This is a genomic window from Streptomyces sp. NBC_00523 (assembly GCF_036346615.1).
Classification (GTDB): Bacteria; Actinomycetota; Actinomycetes; order Streptomycetales; family Streptomycetaceae; genus Streptomyces.
Genome location: NZ_CP107836.1, coordinates 6514758 through 6531202 on the forward strand (window position 1 = coordinate 6514758; position 16445 = coordinate 6531202).

13 protein-coding genes are annotated in these 16445 nt (G+C 73.2%); 8 read left to right on the top strand and 5 right to left on the bottom strand.

The genetic code is table 11. The features are described 5' to 3' along the window. Position 1: 1 nt before the first annotated feature. Positions 2-811: a tetratricopeptide repeat protein gene (locus OHS17_RS29395; RefSeq protein ID WP_330314595.1), complete on the top strand. Its 810-nt coding sequence runs from the start codon at positions 2-4 to the stop codon at positions 809-811. 9 nt (positions 812-820) lie between these two features. Here the strand turns inward: OHS17_RS29395 and OHS17_RS29400 are convergent, their stop codons facing one another. After that, complete coding sequence (locus OHS17_RS29400) at positions 821-1723, bottom strand: oxygenase MpaB family protein (RefSeq protein ID WP_330314596.1); 903 nt, start codon at positions 1721-1723, stop codon at positions 821-823. Between the two features lie 142 nt (positions 1724-1865). Here OHS17_RS29400 and OHS17_RS29405 point away from each other — a divergent pair, with 142 nt between their 5' ends. Beyond that, positions 1866-2765 (top strand): oxygenase MpaB family protein, encoded by a 900-nt coding sequence (locus OHS17_RS29405; RefSeq protein WP_330314597.1) that lies wholly within the window; start codon positions 1866-1868, stop codon positions 2763-2765. On the opposite strand, the gene OHS17_RS29410 is transcribed toward OHS17_RS29405, so the two are convergent. Further along, on the bottom strand, positions 2728-3768 hold the full coding sequence (locus OHS17_RS29410) for a LacI family DNA-binding transcriptional regulator (RefSeq protein ID WP_330314598.1): 1041 nt from the start codon (positions 3766-3768) through the stop codon (positions 2728-2730). The two genes, OHS17_RS29405 and OHS17_RS29410, sit on opposite strands and share 38 nt — an antisense overlap. 172 nt (positions 3769-3940) lie before the next feature. Between OHS17_RS29410 and OHS17_RS29415 the strand changes: the two genes are divergently transcribed. Continuing rightward, complete coding sequence (locus tag OHS17_RS29415) at positions 3941-5266, top strand: M14 family metallopeptidase (RefSeq protein ID WP_330314599.1); 1326 nt, start codon at positions 3941-3943, stop codon at positions 5264-5266. A 74-nt stretch (positions 5267-5340) separates the two neighbouring features. Further along, positions 5341-7086 carry a BCCT family transporter gene (locus OHS17_RS29420; protein ID WP_330314600.1) on the top strand — a complete coding sequence of 582 codons (1746 nt, stop codon included), beginning with the start codon at positions 5341-5343 and terminating at the stop codon, positions 7084-7086. Positions 7087-7190: 104 nt separating this feature from the next. Here OHS17_RS29420 and OHS17_RS29425 read toward each other — a convergent pair whose 3' ends face one another. Beyond that, a complete protein-coding gene (locus OHS17_RS29425; protein ID WP_330314601.1) occupies positions 7191-8114 on the bottom strand; it encodes an FAD-dependent oxidoreductase in 924 nt (307 codons plus the stop codon). A 72-nt stretch (positions 8115-8186) separates the two neighbouring features. Between OHS17_RS29425 and OHS17_RS29430 the strand changes: the two genes are divergently transcribed. From OHS17_RS29430 to OHS17_RS29440, 3 genes are all read left to right on the top strand, one after another. Next, complete coding sequence (locus OHS17_RS29430; RefSeq protein ID WP_330314602.1) at positions 8187-9824, top strand: ABC-F family ATP-binding cassette domain-containing protein; 1638 nt, start codon at positions 8187-8189, stop codon at positions 9822-9824. Between the two features lie 112 nt (positions 9825-9936). Continuing rightward, positions 9937-10605, top strand: coding sequence for a GntR family transcriptional regulator (locus tag OHS17_RS29435; RefSeq protein WP_330315390.1), 669 nt, complete (start codon positions 9937-9939; stop codon positions 10603-10605). A gap of 39 nt (positions 10606-10644) precedes the next feature. Continuing rightward, positions 10645-11871 (top strand): amidohydrolase, encoded by a 1227-nt coding sequence (locus tag OHS17_RS29440; protein WP_330314603.1) that lies wholly within the window; start codon positions 10645-10647, stop codon positions 11869-11871. 98 nt (positions 11872-11969) lie between these two features. On the opposite strand, the gene OHS17_RS29445 is transcribed toward OHS17_RS29440, so the two are convergent. Both OHS17_RS29445 and OHS17_RS29450 read right to left on the bottom strand, forming a co-directional pair. Continuing rightward, positions 11970-14336: a Tex family protein gene (locus OHS17_RS29445; RefSeq protein ID WP_330314604.1), complete on the bottom strand. Its 2367-nt coding sequence runs from the start codon at positions 14334-14336 to the stop codon at positions 11970-11972. A gap of 150 nt (positions 14337-14486) precedes the next feature. Beyond that, a complete protein-coding gene (locus tag OHS17_RS29450; RefSeq protein WP_330314605.1) occupies positions 14487-15344 on the bottom strand; it encodes an SCO6745 family protein in 858 nt (285 codons plus the stop codon). A 134-nt stretch (positions 15345-15478) separates the two neighbouring features. Here OHS17_RS29450 and OHS17_RS29455 point away from each other — a divergent pair, with 134 nt between their 5' ends. Then, positions 15479-16444 carry a GlxA family transcriptional regulator gene (locus OHS17_RS29455; RefSeq protein ID WP_330314606.1) on the top strand — a complete coding sequence of 322 codons (966 nt, stop codon included), beginning with the start codon at positions 15479-15481 and terminating at the stop codon, positions 16442-16444. Position 16445 lies beyond the last annotated feature (1 nt).

Below are 16445 nucleotides of genomic sequence, written 5' to 3' on the forward strand. Positions count from 1 at the left end.
CATGAAGTTCTTCCGGTCGCGCGCCAGACATACGAAACCGTCCCCCGTCCTCCGGCTCGCCGAGCTGTACCACGCCGGGCAGTACGCCGAGGCGGAGAAGGAGGGGCGTGCCCTGATCAGGTCGCCGCTGTCCGAAAGGGAACTCGTGGTGGCGTGGACGGTGATCGCCATCTCGGTGGGCGCCCAGGGCCGCCACACCGAAGCCGTCAGCGCGTACGAGGAGGCCCTCGCGGTCTCCCGCGCGTTCTACGGCGCCGAGCACTGGCAGACCCTGAAACTCCGCTCCGACCGAGCCCAGCAGCTGGTCGCGACGGGCCGGCACGCCGAGTGCCAGGCGGAGTGCGAGGCCGTCGTCGGCGCCGCGGCCGGGGCCGCGGACGAGGACAAGCGGCTCGTCGCGGTCGCGGCCACCAACGGACTTGTCCACGTCTTCAACAAGCAGGGGAAGCACGTGAAGGCCGAGGCGCTGGCCCGTGACGCCCTGGCGGACCCGAGCGCGACCTCCTCCTTCCGCCAGATACTCCAGCTCGGCCTGGTCCGCAGTCTCAACGGTCAGGAACGCTACGAGGAAGCGCTTGCCGAGGCCGCGACCGCCGGCGAACTGCAACGTGCCCTGCCCGAGGGAAAGCGCGGCCCGGACGCGGGAGCCGTGGACCTGGCCACCGGCACCGCCCTGCTGGGCCTGGGCCGCGTCGCCGAAGCCCGCACTCAGGCCGACGCCGCCCTCGCCGCCTGCCTGGCCTCCCTCGGGCCGGACCACTACCGCACCGTGGAGGCCCGGGAGCTGCTGGCCCGAATCGACGCTGCCTGACCGAGCGCCTCAGCCGCACTCGGCCCCCGGACCGGCGGTCGCCTCGTCCGGCAGCGGTTCCAGCGGCCGGCTGCGCGCCCAGTGCGGCCCGAGATCGTCCAGCCGCCAGCCGAAGGGGTACGAACGCGGCCGCGGCCGGGCCGGGAGGCGGCGGGGCCTGGCCGGCATCCCGCGTACGCACCGCGCCCGCAGCCGCAGCGCCGCCGACGCCGAGGTCCGCGCCCACCGGGGCTGCGGCCGGAAGCCCAGGGCCCTCAGCAGCGGCTCATCGAGCAGGGCCAGCGCGAACCGGGCGACGAACGGCCGCAGCGGGCGCGGGTACCAGCTCGCCATCGTCCGGAACGTGGCACTGGCCACCCGCCGGTTCGCCGGGTCGTACGCGAACATCCGCTCCTCGTACGCGTCGAGCAGCCGCTCGAACCCCTCGTACGTGTCGGGCACGTCCTCGATGCCCATCATCGCCCCGGTCCTCCGCGCCGCCTCCGCGAGCGCCCGCACCTCCTGCGCGCACAGCGGGCGCCAGCCGTACCGGTCTATCCAGCGCTTCGGCCCCACGACCGTCGTCGCCAGGACGTACCGGAAGTCGTCGTTCTCGATGCGGTACTTGCCGTGGATGCGGTTCAGATGCCGCGCCGCCGCCCGCCCCCGCTCCGAGTCGAAGCCGTCGACCGCCATCTCGTACCCGATCAGCACCGTGTCGTCGTACCGCTTCTGCCCGTGGCGCTCGAACTCCTGGGTGCGGTCGAGGAGCACGGAGATCCGGGGGACACCGTAATCACGCAGGAACGCCACGCTCACGCCCTGCCGGTAGTCCCACGGGAACTCGTACTGGGTGATCAACCGAAGGATCTCGGCGTAGTCCCGCGCCGGATCCATCCGGCGGATCTCACGCAGGCGGCTGTACCGGCCCATGGTGCGCCCTCCTGTCCGTGGCCCGGCTTCAACGCGCCCGTCGCGGAACGAGGTGACGGCACGTCTGTTCCGGAGAGTCAAAGTTACAAATACTATCGACTTGTTTCATCGACGCCGTCAACACCACCGCCGGGAGCACCGCATGAGCCACAGGAACGACCCCGCGCCGCCTCCGCCCGGCGGGGTGCTCTGGAGCCTGTCGGGTGATGTGCGGGCCCTGCTGATGCTGCCCGCCGCCCTCACCCTCCAGGTCGCCCACCCCGCCGTCGGCGCGGGCGTGGACGAGCACTCGGTGTTCCGTACGGACCCCTGGGGGCGCGGCGAACGCTCCCTCGGTTCGCTCCAGCTCTGGGTGTACGGAGGCGAGGAGGCCGCCGAGGAGGGGCGCAGGCTCCGCCGCCTTCACCGCACCATCCAGGGCGCCGACACCCGGGGCCGCCCTTACCACGCCCTGACCCCGGCCAACTACGCCTGGGTGCACGCCACCGGCTACCCCGTCTACATGCACGGTGCCCGCTATCTGCTGCGCCCGCTCAGCCACGAGCAGGAGCGCGCCCTGTACGCGGAATGGCTCCAGGTGGGCCGGGTGCTCGGCATCCAGGACCGGGACATGCCGCAGACGATCGAGGAGTTCTGGCCGTACTTCCGCGCCATGCTGGCCGACGAGATCGAGAAGACCCCCGTCGTCGCGGAGCTGGTCGCCGCCGACACCGCCGTTCCGCCGCCGGACCGGGGGCCGTGGGCGCTGCGGCTGCTGCTCAGGGCGGTGTGGCCGGTGCTGCTCCCGCCGCTCGCCCGGTTCCGCTCGTTCCTCACCGTCGGGCTCATGCCGCCCGAGGCCCGCGAGGCCATCGGCCTGGAGTGGACCGACGCGCAGGAGCGCGCCCTGCGGCGGTTCTGCACGGTGGTCCGGCTGGTCGTCCCCGTCCTGCCGGAGCGCCTGCGCTACCTGCCCCGGGCCCGCCGGGCGCGGGCGGCGCACCGGGCGACGCGTACGGGTGGGCTCAGGCCGAGGCGCGGCGGACCAGCCGCGTCGGCGTGATCACCGACTCCGGTCCCGCGCCGCCGTCCTCCAGCCGCTCCATCAGCAACCGGACCATCAACCGGCCCATGCCCACCACATCCTGACGTATCGTCGTCAACGGCGGGTCCGTCGCCTCGGCGACCGACTCGATGTCGTCGAAGCCGACCAGTGCCACGTCCTGCGGCACCCGCCGCCCCCGCTCCCGCAGCACCCGCAGCGCGCCCGACGCCATCAGGTCGTTCGCCGCGAACACCGCGTCCACGTCCGGCCGCCGCTCCAGCAGCCCGGCCATGGCCCGGGCGCCGCCCTCCACGGTGAAGTCGCCCTCCGCGAACAGCGCCGGGTCGGCGTCCGGCAGGATGTCCGCGTAGCCGTCGATCCGGTCCAGCGCCGAGGTCTGGTCGCGCGGGCCCGCGATGTGCGCGATGTTCCGGCGGCCCAGCCCGGCCAGATGTCGTACGGCCTCCCGGGCGCCGCCCCGGTTGTCGCAGTCCACGAAGGGCACCGCGTCGGTCGGCGCACCCGGCCGCCCGGGCCTGCCGCCGTAGACCACCGGGACGCGGAAACGCCGTATGGCGGCCGGGAGTTCGTCGTCGGTGTGCAGCGAGAAGGCCAGCACCCCGTCCACATGGCCGCCGCCCAGATAGCGGCTGACCCGGTCGAAGTCGCCCCGGCCCTCCACCAGGAGCAGCACCAACTGGGCGTCGTGCGCGTTCAGTTCACGGCTGATGCCCCGGATGTGCTGGGAGAAGAACGGGTCGGAGAAGATCCGCACCTCCGGCTCGTCGATGATCACCGCTACCGCCCCGTTGCGCCGGGTCACCAGGGTGCGCGCCGCGTGGTTCGGGACATAGCCCAGCTCGTCGACCGCCTTGCGCACCTGGTCCACGAGCGGCTGCCGGACGCCCGCACCCCCGTTCACCACCCGGGAGGCCGTCGCCCGGGAGACTCCGGCACGGGCCGCCACCGCTTCCAGCGTGGGACGGGCGTGAAGCGGGGCATCGGGGGACGGACCGGGCAAGGGACGCTCCTCTGTGGCACATCGGGTCCGGCCGGTCGGCCGGCCCCGCCAGCCTAGTCCCGGCCCAGGTGGGTCGGGACCGCGCCCAACGGGCTGGAGCCTCCTGCCCGTTTCCGGAAATCCGCCGTGCACGGGGCTATCGCCGGGGACGCCGCCGCTGTAACTTCCGCCCATGCCGATCGCGCCGACGGCCGGGGGACGGCGGCTGCCCCGGCGCGGCCGTGCCCGCGATCTCGCCCTGGCGGTCGTCTCCGCCGCCCTGACCGTCCCCCTGCTCAGCGTCCCCTCCGACGCCGCCCGCACCACCGCGCCCCGGACCGGCTTCGAGGTCTCCGGCGGCGCGCGCTGGACCCGGCAGTCCGAGGAGGCGTCCCTGCTCGCGGGCCTCGCCCGGCGCGGCGACCGGGTCTCCGTGCGACGGATCGGGACCACGTCCCAGGGCCGCCCGCTGCGCCTCTTCCGGATCGGCAGCACCGAGCCCGACGCGCTCACCGTGCTCCTGGTCTGCGGCCAGCACGGCGACGAACCCGCCGCGCGCGAGGCGTGCCTGAGTACGGTCCGGGACCTCGCGTACGCCACCGACGCCCGCACCCGCGCCCTCCTCGCCCGGACCGAGGTCCTGGTCGTGCCCACCGCCAACCCCGACGGCCTGGCCGCGGGGACCCGGACCAACGGCGACGGCGTGGACATCAACCGCGACCACCTCGCCCTGCGCAGCCCGGAGGCCCGTGCCGTCGCCGCCGTACTGCGCGACCACGAGCCCGATGTGATCGAGGACTTGCACGAGTACCCCGCGACCGCGCCGTACTACGACAAGGACCTCCTCGTCCTGTGGCCCCGCAACCCCAACACCGACCCACGGCTGCACGACGAGGCGCGGTCCCTGGCCCTGGACCGGGTGCGGCCTGCCGCCGGGAAGGCCGGGTTCGGCACCGGCCTGTACGGCGTCTGGACCGACCCGGCCACCGGCCATGCGGTCAAGCGGACAGCCGGCGACGGCCAGGAGCGCATCCTGCGCAACATCGCCGGCCTCACCCACGCGGTCGGACTCCTGGCCGAATCCCGCACTGACGCGCTCTCCGCCGAGGAGCGCGCCGACCCCGCCCTCAACGCCCGCCGCCGCGTGACCTCCCAACTCGTCGTCCTCAAGGCGCTCTTCCGGTACGCGGACGAGCAGCGGGCGGGCATCGCCGCGGCCACCGCCGCCTCCCGCGCGGCCGGGGCGGACGACCGGGGGCCCGTCTTCCTCGGGGGCTCGGACGACGAGGCCCCGGCGCGGGGTGACACCCTCACCGACCCGCCCTGCGGCTACCGCCTCACGCCGGAGCAGTTCGCCCGTGTCGGGGACGAACTCGCGCTGCACGCCGTCACCTCCCGCCCCGACGGAGACGGGGTCTACGTACCCCTGCGGCAGCCGGCCCGGAAGCTGATCCCGCTCCTGCTGGACGTACGGGCCGCATATCACCTCACAAACGGTCAACCCGATACCGCTTGTTGATCCCGAAAGATTGACGTTTGGTGTGGTACTGCCTACGGAGAGCTATTTGTCAGCTTCCGTGAAAGGTGCCATTCGTGTCGCAGGACGATCAGAGAGCGGACGGCAGAGGGGACGTGTCGGTGACGGCGGACCTCCCCGGCGACCCGTCCCAGAACCGGCGCCCCGTCACCGACCGGGTGGTGTTCGGCGTCACGGCCGGCCTCACCCTCGCCTTCGTCATCTGGGGGGCCACCGCCACCGACTCGCTGGAGGACGTCTCCGACAAGGCCCTCAACGGCCTCATCCACAACGGCGGTTGGGCGTTCATGCTGGCCGCCTCCGGCTTCGTGGTCTTCGCCCTGTGGCTCGCGATCAGCCGGTACGGAAACATCACGCTCGGCCAGGAGGGCGAGGAGCCGGAGTTCCGCACGGTCTCCTGGGTCGCGATGATGTTCAGCGCCGGTATGGGCATCGGTCTGATGTTCTACGGGGTCAGCGAGCCGCTCGCCCACTTCACCGACCCGCCGCCCGGCACCCGCCCCGCCGACGCGGCCGAGGCGATGCAGACGGCGATGGCCACCACCCTGTTCCACTGGACGCTGCACCCGTGGGCGATCTACGCGGTGGTCGGCCTCGGCATCGCGTACAGCACGTTCCGGCGGCGCAGGCGGCAGACCATCAGTGCCGTCTTCGAGCCGCTGATCGGCCCTCGCCACGCCCATGGCGGCCTCGGCCGGTTCATCGACATCCTCGCCATCTTCGCGACCCTCTTCGGCTCGGCCGCCTCGCTGGGCCTCGGCGCCCTCCAGATCGGCAGCGGCTTCCACGAGCTGAACTGGAAGGAGAAGACCGGCACCGGTCTGCTCGTCCTGATCATCGCCGTGCTGACCGTGGCGTTCATCGCCTCGGCGGTCTCCGGCGTGGAGAAGGGCATCCAGTGGCTGTCCAACATCAACATGGTGCTCGCCCTGATCCTGGCCGTGTTCGTCTTCATCGCGGGCCCCACGATCATCGTGCTCGACCTCATCCCCACCTCGATCGCCTCCTACTTCGGCGACCTCCCGCAGCTGGCCGGCCGCACCGAGGCCACCGGCGCGGGCAAGGTCGCGGACTGGCTCGGCAGCTGGACCGTCTTCTACTGGGCCTGGTGGATCTCCTGGACGCCCTTCGTCGGCATGTTCATCGCCCGCATCAGCAAGGGCCGCACCATCCGCCAGTTCATCGGCGGCGTCATCCTGGTGCCCAGCACCGTCAGCCTGATCTGGTTCGCCATCTTCGGCGGCACCGCGATCAAGCTCCAGGAGGGCGGCAAGCTGAGCGGCGCCGAAACGCAGGAGGCGCAGCTCTTCGGCGTACTCCAGCAGTTCCCCGTCGCCACGCTGATGAGCATCCTGGTGATGGTCCTCGTCGGCATCTTCTTCGTCTCGGGCGCGGACGCGGCGTCCATCGTGATGGGCACCCTGTCCCAGAAGGGCATCCTGGAGCCCGCCAAGTGGGTCGTCATCTTCTGGGGCGTCGTCACCGGCGCGGTCGCCGCGATCATGCTGCTCATCGGCAACGGCAAGGGCGACGCCCTGGCGGGCCTCCAGAACCTCACCATCCTGGTCGCGGCGCCCTTCACCATCGTCATGATCTGCATGTGCGTCGCCCTGATGCGCGACCTGCGCCAGGACCCCCTGATCGTGCGCCGCGAGTTCGGCGTGGAGGCCGTGGAGTCGGCGGTCATCGAGGGCCACGCCAAGTACGACGGCGACTTCGAGATCCGCATCGGCCCGGGCGGCAGCCAGATCACAACAGAACGCCACGACGGCGACAAGCCGGGGGGCTCCAGCCCGGCGTAGCGGGCCCACGGGGCCCGCGGGGCGGGCGGGTCTCGGCCCGGGGCGGCGCACTCCGGTCCGGACTGCGCCCCGTGGCGGGGTGAGGCGCCGGCTTCGCCGGCCCCTCAGGCCACCAGCCGCGCCGCCTCCCGCGCGCAGCCCAGGGCCACCGTCACGCCCGCGCCCCCGTGTCCGTAGTTGTGCACCAGCCGGGCGCCGCCGGGCAGGTCCTCCGCCTCGATGCGGACTCCCGCGTCGCGGGCCGGGCGGAGGCCCACGCGGTGGCCGATGATCTTCGCGTCGGCGATCTCCGGGCGGATCAGGGCGCACCGCGCCACGATCTCCTCGGCCGTGCGGGGGTCGGGCGACGCGGTCCAGTCGTCGGCCTCCGCCGTGCCGCCGAGCACCAGGCGGCCGGGCTGCGGGAAGAAGTAAGTGGTGGCGCTCGACGCCGGGTCGGCCTCCGTGAACCACTCCCGTATCCCCGGGTTCGCCACCAGCACCAACTGCCCGCGCACCGGCCGCACCCCGGCGTCCGGCACCAGCTCGCGGGCGCCGAGCCCGGCGCAGTTGACCACCGTCCCCGCCTCCGCGGCGGCCTCGGCGAACGAGGTGACCGTGCGGCGCTCGACCGTGCCCCCGGCCGCCCGCACCCGGTCCTCCAGCCACGCCAGGTGCGCCGGCATGTCGATCAGCGGCAGCCGGCACCGCAGACCGTCGGCCGTCTCCACGGCGCCCTTCAGCTCCCCGGCCCACGCCCCGAGGTTCGCCAGCCGCTCGCCCCGGTGGAGCCCCTCCACCAGACGTACGCCGGTCTTCTCCGGGCGTACGGCCAGCTCCTCGTACCACCGCAGCGCGGCCAGCGACCAGCCGCCGACGCGGTCCAGCGGCTCGATCCGGTAGGGCCACCACAGGGCGCCCGCCACGGCCGACGTCGTGTCACCGGCCGGCTCCCGCGACCACACCCGCACCCGGTCGCCCCGCTCGGCCAGCACCTTCGCCGTGGTCAGTCCGCTGACCCCGCCGCCCACCACGATCACGTCCGCCACCACTGCCGCCTTCCGGTCCGCACACCTGGGCGCCCGCCCGGCCGCCCCCGGCACATTAGGATCTGCACCCTGATGACTGCCACTCTCGTCGCCAAGGATCTCGCCGCCGGACACGGCGACCGCACGCTGTTCGCCGGGCTCGACCTCGTGGTCGCCCCCGGTGACGTGATCGGTCTCGTCGGAGTCAACGGCGCCGGAAAATCGTCCCTGCTCCGGCTGCTCGCCGGCCTCGACCGGCCGGAGGAGGGCGAGCTGCGGCTCTCCCCGCCCACCGCCACCGTCGGCCACCTGCCCCAGGAGCCCGAGCGGCGCCCCGGCGAGACCGTACGGGAGTTCCTGGCCCGCCGGACCGGCGTCGCCGAGGCCCAGACCACCATGGACGCCGCCACGGAGGCCCTGGTCGAGGGCGCCCCCGGCGCGGACGACGCGTACTCCGAGTCCCTGGAGCGCTGGCTGTCCCTCGGCGGCGCGGACCTGGACGAGCGCGCCGAGGAGACCGCCGCCGAACTCGGTCTCACCGTCGGCCTCGACCTGCCGATGACCGCGCTCTCCGGCGGCCAGGCGGCCCGCGCCGGACTCGCCTCGCTCCTGCTGTCGCGCTACGACGTCTTCCTGCTGGACGAGCCCACCAACGACCTGGACCTGGACGGCCTGGAACGCCTGGAGAAGTACGTCTCCGGACTCCGCTCCGGCACCGTCGTCATCAGCCACGACCGCGAGTTCCTGATGCGCACGGTCACCAAGGTCCTCGAACTCGACCTGGCCCAGCAGCAGATCAACCTGTACGGCGGTGGCTACGCGGCCTACCTGGAGGAGCGCGAGCGCGCCCGGCGGCACGCCCGCGAGGAGTTCGAGGAGTACGCGGACAAGCGCTCGTCGCTGGAGAGCCGCGCCCTGATGCAGCGCTCCTGGATGGACAAGGGCGTCAAGAACGCCCGCCGCAAGGCCACTGACTCCGACAAGATCGGCCGCAAGTTCCGCAGCGAGTCCAGCGAGAAGCAGGCCGCGAAGGCCCGCCAGACGCAGCGCATGATCGAACGGCTCGACGTGGTGGAGGAGCCGCGCAAGGAGTGGGAGCTGCGCATGGAGATCGCCTCCGCGCCCCGCTCCGGCTCGGTCGTCGCCACCCTCCGCGAGGCCCGCGTCGTACGCGGCGACTTCGTCTTCGGCCCCGCCTCGCTCCAGATCGACTGGGCGGACCGGGTCGCCATCACGGGCGCCAACGGCTCCGGCAAGTCGACCCTGCTCGCCGCGCTGCTCGGCCGCCTCCCGCTGGACTCGGGGAACGCGCACCTGGGCTCCGGCGTGGTGGTCGGCGAGGTGGACCAGGCACGCCAGCTCTTCCATGGCTCGGAGACGCTCCTGGAGGCGTTCTGCGCGGCGGTCCCGGAGACGGAGCCCGCCGACGTACGCACGCTGCTCGCCAAGTTCGGACTGCGCGCCGACCACGTGATGCGCCCGGCGACGACCCTGTCACCGGGGGAGCGCACCCGGGCGGCGCTCGCCCTGCTCCAGGGGCGGGGCGTCAACCTCCTGGTGCTGGACGAGCCCACGAACCACCTGGACCTGCCCGCGATCGAGCAGCTGGAGTCCGCGCTCGACTCGTACACCGGCACCCTGCTCCTGGTCACGCACGACCGCCGGATGCTGGAAGCGGTCCGCACGACGCGCCGGATCGAGGTGGCAGAGGGCCGTGTAACGGAGGCCTGACCCCATCTGGCATACCAAACAGCAGACGCAGATCGCTGAAGCCTGAATAACCGCTGATTCCACCCCCCGTGACCGTAGCACTTGGCATACCAAGTGCTACGGTCGCCTGGTGATGACTCAAGCGGGCGACCCCGCCGCCTCACACGCCGACCACGCCGAGCGGGCGATCCGCGCCGGCATCCTGTCCGGCGCGTACCCCCCGGGTTCACGGCTGCGCGAACGCGAGCTCTCCGAGAGCCTGGGCGTCTCCCGCATCCCGGTCCGCGAGGCGCTCACCCGCCTGACCGGCGAGGGCCTGGTCGTCATGTCCCCGCGCCGGGGCGCCTCCGTGCGCGACCTGTCGCTGCGGGACGTCGCCGAGCTCTTCGACCTCCGCCTCAGCCTGGAGGTCTTCGCCGCCCGCAGGGCCGCCGAGGCATGCGCGGCCGGGGGCGACGGGGAGCCGTTGCGGGCCGCGATGGAGGCGGCGGAGGCGGCCACCGCGCGGGGCGACGCGGCGGAGATCCCGGCGGCCAACACCGCCCTGCACGCGGAGATCGTCGCGATGACCGGCAACCGCCTGCTCCGGGACGCACTGCAGCCCTCCCTCGGCCTGGTGCAGTGGCTGTTCAGCCTCACCGGGGGCCGCGACCCGGGCGTCCAGTGCGCCGAGCACCGGGACATCTGCGCCGCGATCCACGCGGGCAAGCCGGACCTGGCCGCGGCACTCGCGTACGCGCACATCGAACGGGGCAGGGAGCCGTCCCTGACGGCCCTGACCGGGACGCTCCCGGCCGAGTGACCCCGTAGCACCCACACACCCACACAGGAGATGCGCCACATGCTGATCAGCGACGTCCGTCCGTGGGGCGGAGAGCCCAGCGACCTCACCGTCGAGGACGGGGTGATCACCGCGATCACCCCGCACGACCCGGCCCGCCCCGCCACGGAGGACACGGTGGCCGGCCGGGGGCGGCTCGCCCTGCCGTCGTTCTCGGACGTCCACTGCCACCTGGACTCCACACGGATGGGCCTGCCCTTCCGCCCGCACACGGGTGCCCCCGGCGTCTGGGGCATGATGCTGAACGACCGCGAGCACTGGCGCGAGGACGAGTGGGACGTCGCCCGCCGGGCCACGTACACGCTGGGCCGGATGATCGAGCGCGGCACCACCCGCGTACGGAGTTACGCGCAGATCGACGCGGACTGCGGCCTGGAGCGGTTCGAGGGCGTCCTCGCGGCGAAGGAGGCGCACGCCGGGCGGTGCGAGGTCGAGATCATGGCGTTTCCGCAGGCGGGCCTGCTCCGCGAGAAGGGCGTGCCGGAACTGATGGACCGGGCGCTGTCCTCCGGGGCCGCGGTGGTCGGCGGCATCGACCCGTGCACCCTGGACCGCGACCCCGTACGCCACCTGGACATCGTCTTCGGTCTCGCGGAGCGCCACCACGCCCCGGTCGACATCCACCTCCACGAGCCGGGCGCCCTCGGGGTGTTCAGCGTCGACCTGATCCTGGAGCGGGTGCGCGCCCTGGACATGGCCGGCCGGGTGACCCTCTCGCACGCCTACGACCTGGGCTCGGTCAACGAGGCGACGACGCGCCGCCTGATCGAGGAGTTCGCCGAACTGGACATCGCGATGGCGACGGTGGCCCCCGCCCGCCACCACTCCCTGCCCCTGGCCGACCTGACCGCCGCGGGCGTCCGGGTGGGCCTGGGCGAGGACGGCCAGCGCGACTTCTGGTCCCCGTACGGCAATGGCGACATGCTGGACCGCACCTGGCAACTGGCCTTCACGAATGGCTACCGCGCGGACGACCTGATCGAACACGCGGTAGCCGTGGCCACGATGGGCGGCGCGTCCATCCTCCAGGAAGGACCGCCCCGCCTGACGTCCACCACGGACCGCCCGGGCGTCACGGTGGGCGCGAGGGCGGACCTGCTCCTGCTGGAGGGGGAGACGGTGACGTCTGCGGTCATGGACCGCAGCGAGGACCGCACGGTGCTGCACGAGGGCCGCGTGGTCGCGGACGGCCTGACGCCGCGTGATTTCAGCCCCTCCGGCGTTTGAGGAGCGGGGGTCCGGGGGCGGAGCCCCCGGTTTCGGGAAGGGGCGGGTAGGGGACAAGGCCCGCCGCAGGCGCCCCCACCCGCCCCCACCCCCACCCGCTACTCGCCCTTCAACAGCCCTGCCCGCCGCAACGCATCGGCCATCGCCCCACTCGCCGGAGCCGCCGCAGGCGCGGACCGCCCCCCACCGCCGCCGCCACGGGACTGGCGACCGCCACCCCCGCCCCCCTGCCGGGGCCGCGGCGGCCGCCCGCCCCGCTCACCCCCGGACGAAGCCCCACGGCCACCGGCCGCCTGCTCGTCGTCCAACCGCAGCGTCAACGAAATCCGCTTCCGCGGAATGTCGACCTCCATCACCTTCACCCGCACCACGTCCCCCGGCTTCACCACATCCCGGGGATCCTTCACGAAGGTCCGCGACATCGCCGACACGTGCACCAGCCCGTCCTGGTGCACCCCGATGTCCACGAACGCCCCGAACGCGGCGACGTTCGTCACGACGCCCTCCAGCACCATCCCGGCCTCCAGGTCGCCGATCTTCTCGACGCCCTCCTTGAAGGTGGCGGTCTTGAAGGCGGGACGCGGGTCGCGCCCGGGCTTCTCCAGCTCTTTCAGGATGTCGCCCACCGTCGGCAGCCCGAACTTCTCGGACACGAAGTCGTCGGCCCGCAACGACCGCAGGACACCCGTGTTCCCGATCAGCGCGGCCACGTCCCCGCCGGTCTTCTTCACCATCGCGCGCACCACCGGATACGCCTCCGGGTGCACGCTCGACGCGTCGAGCGGGTCGTCGCCGCGGATGCGGAGGAAGCCCGCGCACTGCTCGTACGCCTTCGGACCCAGCCGGGCCACGTCCTTCAGGCTCCGGCGGGACCGGAACGGCCCGTTCGCGTCGCGGTGCGCCACGATGTTCTCGGCGAGCCCGGTGCCGATGCCGGAGACCCGGGAGAGCAGCGGCGCGGACGCGGTGTTGACGTCGACGCCGACCCCGTTCACGCAGTCCTCGACGACCGCGTCCAGCGACCGCGAGAGCTTCACCTCGGACAGGTCGTGCTGGTACTGCCCGACGCCGATCGACTTCGGGTCGATCTTCACCAGCTCGGCCAGCGGGTCCTGGAGCCGGCGCGCGATCGAGACGGCGCCGCGCAACGACACGTCCATGTCGGGCAGTTCCTGCGAGGCGAACGCCGAGGCGGAGTACACGGAGGCGCCCGCCTCCGAGACCATCACCTTGGTGAGCTTCAGCTCCGGGTGCTTCGCGCACAGCTCACCCGCGAGCTTGTCCGTCTCCCGGGACGCCGTGCCGTTGCCGATGGCGATGAGGTCGACGTGGTGCTCGCGCGCCAGCCGCTCCAGGGTCGCCAGCGACTGGTCCCACTTGTTGGCCGGGACGTGCGGGTGGATGACGTCGGTCGCGACGACCTTGCCGGTCGCGTCCACCACGGCGACCTTCACACCCGTACGGAAACCGGGGTCGAGCCCCAGCGTGGCCCGCGTCCCGGCCGGCGCGGCGAGCAGCAGATCGCGCAGGTTCGACGCGAAGACGCGTACCGCCTCGTCCTCGGCCGCCGTACGCAGCCGCAGCCGCAGGTCGATGCCGAGGTGCACCAGGATCCGGGTCCGCCAGGCCCACCGCACGGTGTCGGCCAGCCACTTGTCACCGGGGCGCCCCCGGTCGTTCACGCCGAAGCGCCGGGCGACCATGTTCTCGTACGAGGACGGGCCGGGCGCCTCGGAGGGCTCCTCCGGCTCCAGGACCAGGTCGAGGACGTCCTCCTTCTCGCCCCGGAGCATCGCGAGGACCCGGTGCGAGGGCAGCGCGGTGAACGGCTCGGCGAAGTCGAAGTAGTCCGCGAACTTGGCGCCCGCCTCCTCCTTGCCGTCCCGCACCCGGGCCACCAGCCGCCCGCGCGTCCACATGCGCTCGCGCAGCTCGCCGATGAGGTCGGCGTCCTCCGAGAAGCGCTCCGTGAGGATGGCGCGGGCGCCCTCCAGGGCCGCCGCCGGGTCCGCGACGCCCTTGTCCGCGTCCACGAACGCCGCCGCGGCGGCGAGCGGTTCGACCGAGGGGTCGTCCAGCAGGCCGGAGGCGAGCGGTTCGAGGCCGGCCTCCCGGGCGATCTGCGCCTTCGTCCGCCGCTTCGGCTTGAACGGGAGGTAGATGTCCTCCAGCCGCGCCTTCGTGTCGGCGGCCCGGATGCGCGCCTCCAGCGCCTCGTCCAGCTTGCCCTGCTCCCGTACGGATTCGAGGACCGCCGTCCGGCGCTCCTCCAGCTCCCGCAGATACCGCAGCCGTTCCTCGAGCGTGCGCAGCTGCGCGTCGTCGAGCATCTCGGTCGCTTCCTTGCGGTAGCGCGCGATGAACGGCACGGTGGACCCGCCGTCGAGCAGCTCGACGGCCGCCTTCACCTGTCGCTCGCGTACGCCGAGCTCCTCGGCGATCCTGCCTTCGATGGACGTCGTCACGGTTCTACCGACTCGCCTTCTCCTGCTGGCTGTGCTGGTCGGGCCCCGGACCGCCACGGGGACGGTCCCGGAGCCACACGCCCTGCATTGTGCCGGGTGGCCGGGCGCCGTGTCGCCCGGCCACCCCAGGGAGAGGCCGTGGTTTTACGTTCAGCCCGTGGCGCTCGCCGGGAAGGCGCCCGCCGCCGCGGCCGTGGCGAGGAAGCCGCGCCCCAGCTCGGTCAGCCGGGCCACCCCCGGCCCGCCCAGGTGCTCGTACGGGCCCAGGTCCATCCGGTCCGTGGCCTCCTCCACCTCCGTACGCAGCGCGGCGCCCTCCTCGGTGAGCTCGTCCTCCGCCGTGAGCAGCCCGCGCCCGCGCAGCCGCTCCGACGCCTCCTCCCAGTCGGCGCGCCGCCAGCCCCGGCTGGCCAGGATCCAGCGGATCGCCATGCCCTTGCCCGTCGCGGTGTGGCTGACCAGCGCTTCGAGCGGGTCGAGCTCCGCGGTGAGGAGCGCGGCGAGATGCGCGTCGCCCCGGTGCTCGCGGAGCAGCGTCGCCGCGTGCCAGTACGCCAGGTGCGGTTCGTCCGGCACCGGCAGACCGGCGTGCGCCGCGTACAGCGGACGGGCGTGCCGGGTGCAGCCCTCCGTGGCGCGCAGGGCGAGCCGCGCCGCCTCGGCCATCTCCGGCGAGGCGATGACCTCCTCGCCGAGCAGCCGGCGCAGCGTCGCGTCGGCGGCGCGCAGCCGCGCGTCCAGGACCTTCGCGGGCGAGGCGATGTCCCATATCGCGGGCACGTGCTGCGCCACGAGCGCGTGGTTGAAGTTGTAGAAGGTCGCGGTCACCGTGTCCGCCCCGACCGCGCCCATGGCGGCGGCGCGGGTGGCGAAGTAGGCGGCGGAGGGATCCTCGATCCCTATCCCGCCGAGCTCCTTGCCGAGGTCGGGGGAGAAGTAGAGCGAGGAGTGCAGCGGGTTGAGGGCGTTGTGGCAGCGCCGGCCGGCACGAGGCGGGAGAGTACTCATACCCGCACGTTACCGACTGGTCGGTACGGGGAGGAACCCCCGGGTCCACGTGAGCTGTGCCGCAGCGGTCGATGGCAGGAAAGGTGGGGAACCCGTCATTGCGGCCATTCCGGCGGCCGCCCAGGATGGCGGACATGAAGCAGCGATCCGTGCTCGTCGTCCTCTTCGACGGCATTCAGAGCCTCGATGTCACCGGCCCCATGGAGGTCTTCGCCGGGGCGTCCCGCTTCCCCGAGGTCTCGTACGAGCTGCGCACCGCCTCGCTGGACGGCGCCCCGGTCCGCACCTCCTGCGGCCTCACCCTGGTCCCCGACGGCTGCCTCGCCGACGCGCCGGTGCCCCACACCCTCGTCGTCCCCGGCGGCTGGGGCACCCGCGACCCCGACCCCGCGCTCGTCGACTGGCTCCGCGCGCACGGGCCGTTGCCGGAGCGGCTGGTCTCCGTGTGCAGCGGGGCGCTGCTGCTCGCGGCGGCCGGACAGCTGGACGGCCACCGGGCGACGACGCACTGGAACGTGTGCGAGAAGCTGGCCCGCGACCACCCCGCCGTCGAGGTCGACCCCGAGCCGATCTTCGTACGCGACGGCAGGATCGCCACCTCCGCCGGGGTCACCGCGGGCATCGACCTCGCGCTGGCCCTGGTCGAGGAGGACCACGGACGGGACGTCGCCCTCACGGTCGCCCGGCACCTGGTCGTCTTCCTGCGCAGGCCGGGCAGCCAGTCCCAGTTCAGCGCACAGCTCAGCGCCCAGACGGCGCGCCGTGAACCGCTGCGCGAGGTGCAGCACTGGATCACCGAGCACCCCGGCGCCGACCTCTCCGTCGAGGCCCTGGCCGCCCGCGCCCGGCTCTCGCCCCGCCACTTCGCCCGCGCCTTCCAGGCGGAGACGGGCACCACACCCGGCCGGTACGTCGACCAGGTCCGCCTGGAACACGCCCGCCGGCTCCTGGAGGACACCACCGACGGGGTCGCCGGGATCGCCCGCGACTGCGGCTACGGCACCCCGGAGGCGATGCGCCGGGCCTTCGTCAAGGCGCTCGGCGCGGGCCCGGCCGAATACCGCCGCCGCTTCGGCTCCCACACCGCCGACCACTCCTGAT

Bases quoted from the DNA above. Each gene is read 5' to 3' on its own strand.
- OHS17_RS29395 (WP_330314595.1), top strand. From the start codon at position 2: ATGAAGTTCTTCCGGTCGCGCGCCAGACATACGAAACCGTCCCCCGTC.
- OHS17_RS29400 (WP_330314596.1), bottom strand. From the start codon at position 1,723: ATGGGCCGGTACAGCCGCCTGCGTGAGATCCGCCGGATGGATCCGGCG.
- OHS17_RS29405 (WP_330314597.1), top strand. From the start codon at position 1,866: ATGAGCCACAGGAACGACCCCGCGCCGCCTCCGCCCGGCGGGGTGCTC.
- OHS17_RS29415 (WP_330314599.1), top strand. From the start codon at position 3,941: ATGCCGATCGCGCCGACGGCCGGGGGACGGCGGCTGCCCCGGCGCGGC.
- OHS17_RS29430 (WP_330314602.1), top strand. From the start codon at position 8,187: ATGACTGCCACTCTCGTCGCCAAGGATCTCGCCGCCGGACACGGCGAC.
- OHS17_RS29435 (WP_330315390.1), top strand. From the start codon at position 9,937: ATGACTCAAGCGGGCGACCCCGCCGCCTCACACGCCGACCACGCCGAG.
- OHS17_RS29440 (WP_330314603.1), top strand. From the start codon at position 10,645: ATGCTGATCAGCGACGTCCGTCCGTGGGGCGGAGAGCCCAGCGACCTC.
- OHS17_RS29450 (WP_330314605.1), bottom strand. From the start codon at position 15,344: ATGAGTACTCTCCCGCCTCGTGCCGGCCGGCGCTGCCACAACGCCCTC.
- OHS17_RS29455 (WP_330314606.1), top strand. From the start codon at position 15,479: ATGAAGCAGCGATCCGTGCTCGTCGTCCTCTTCGACGGCATTCAGAGC.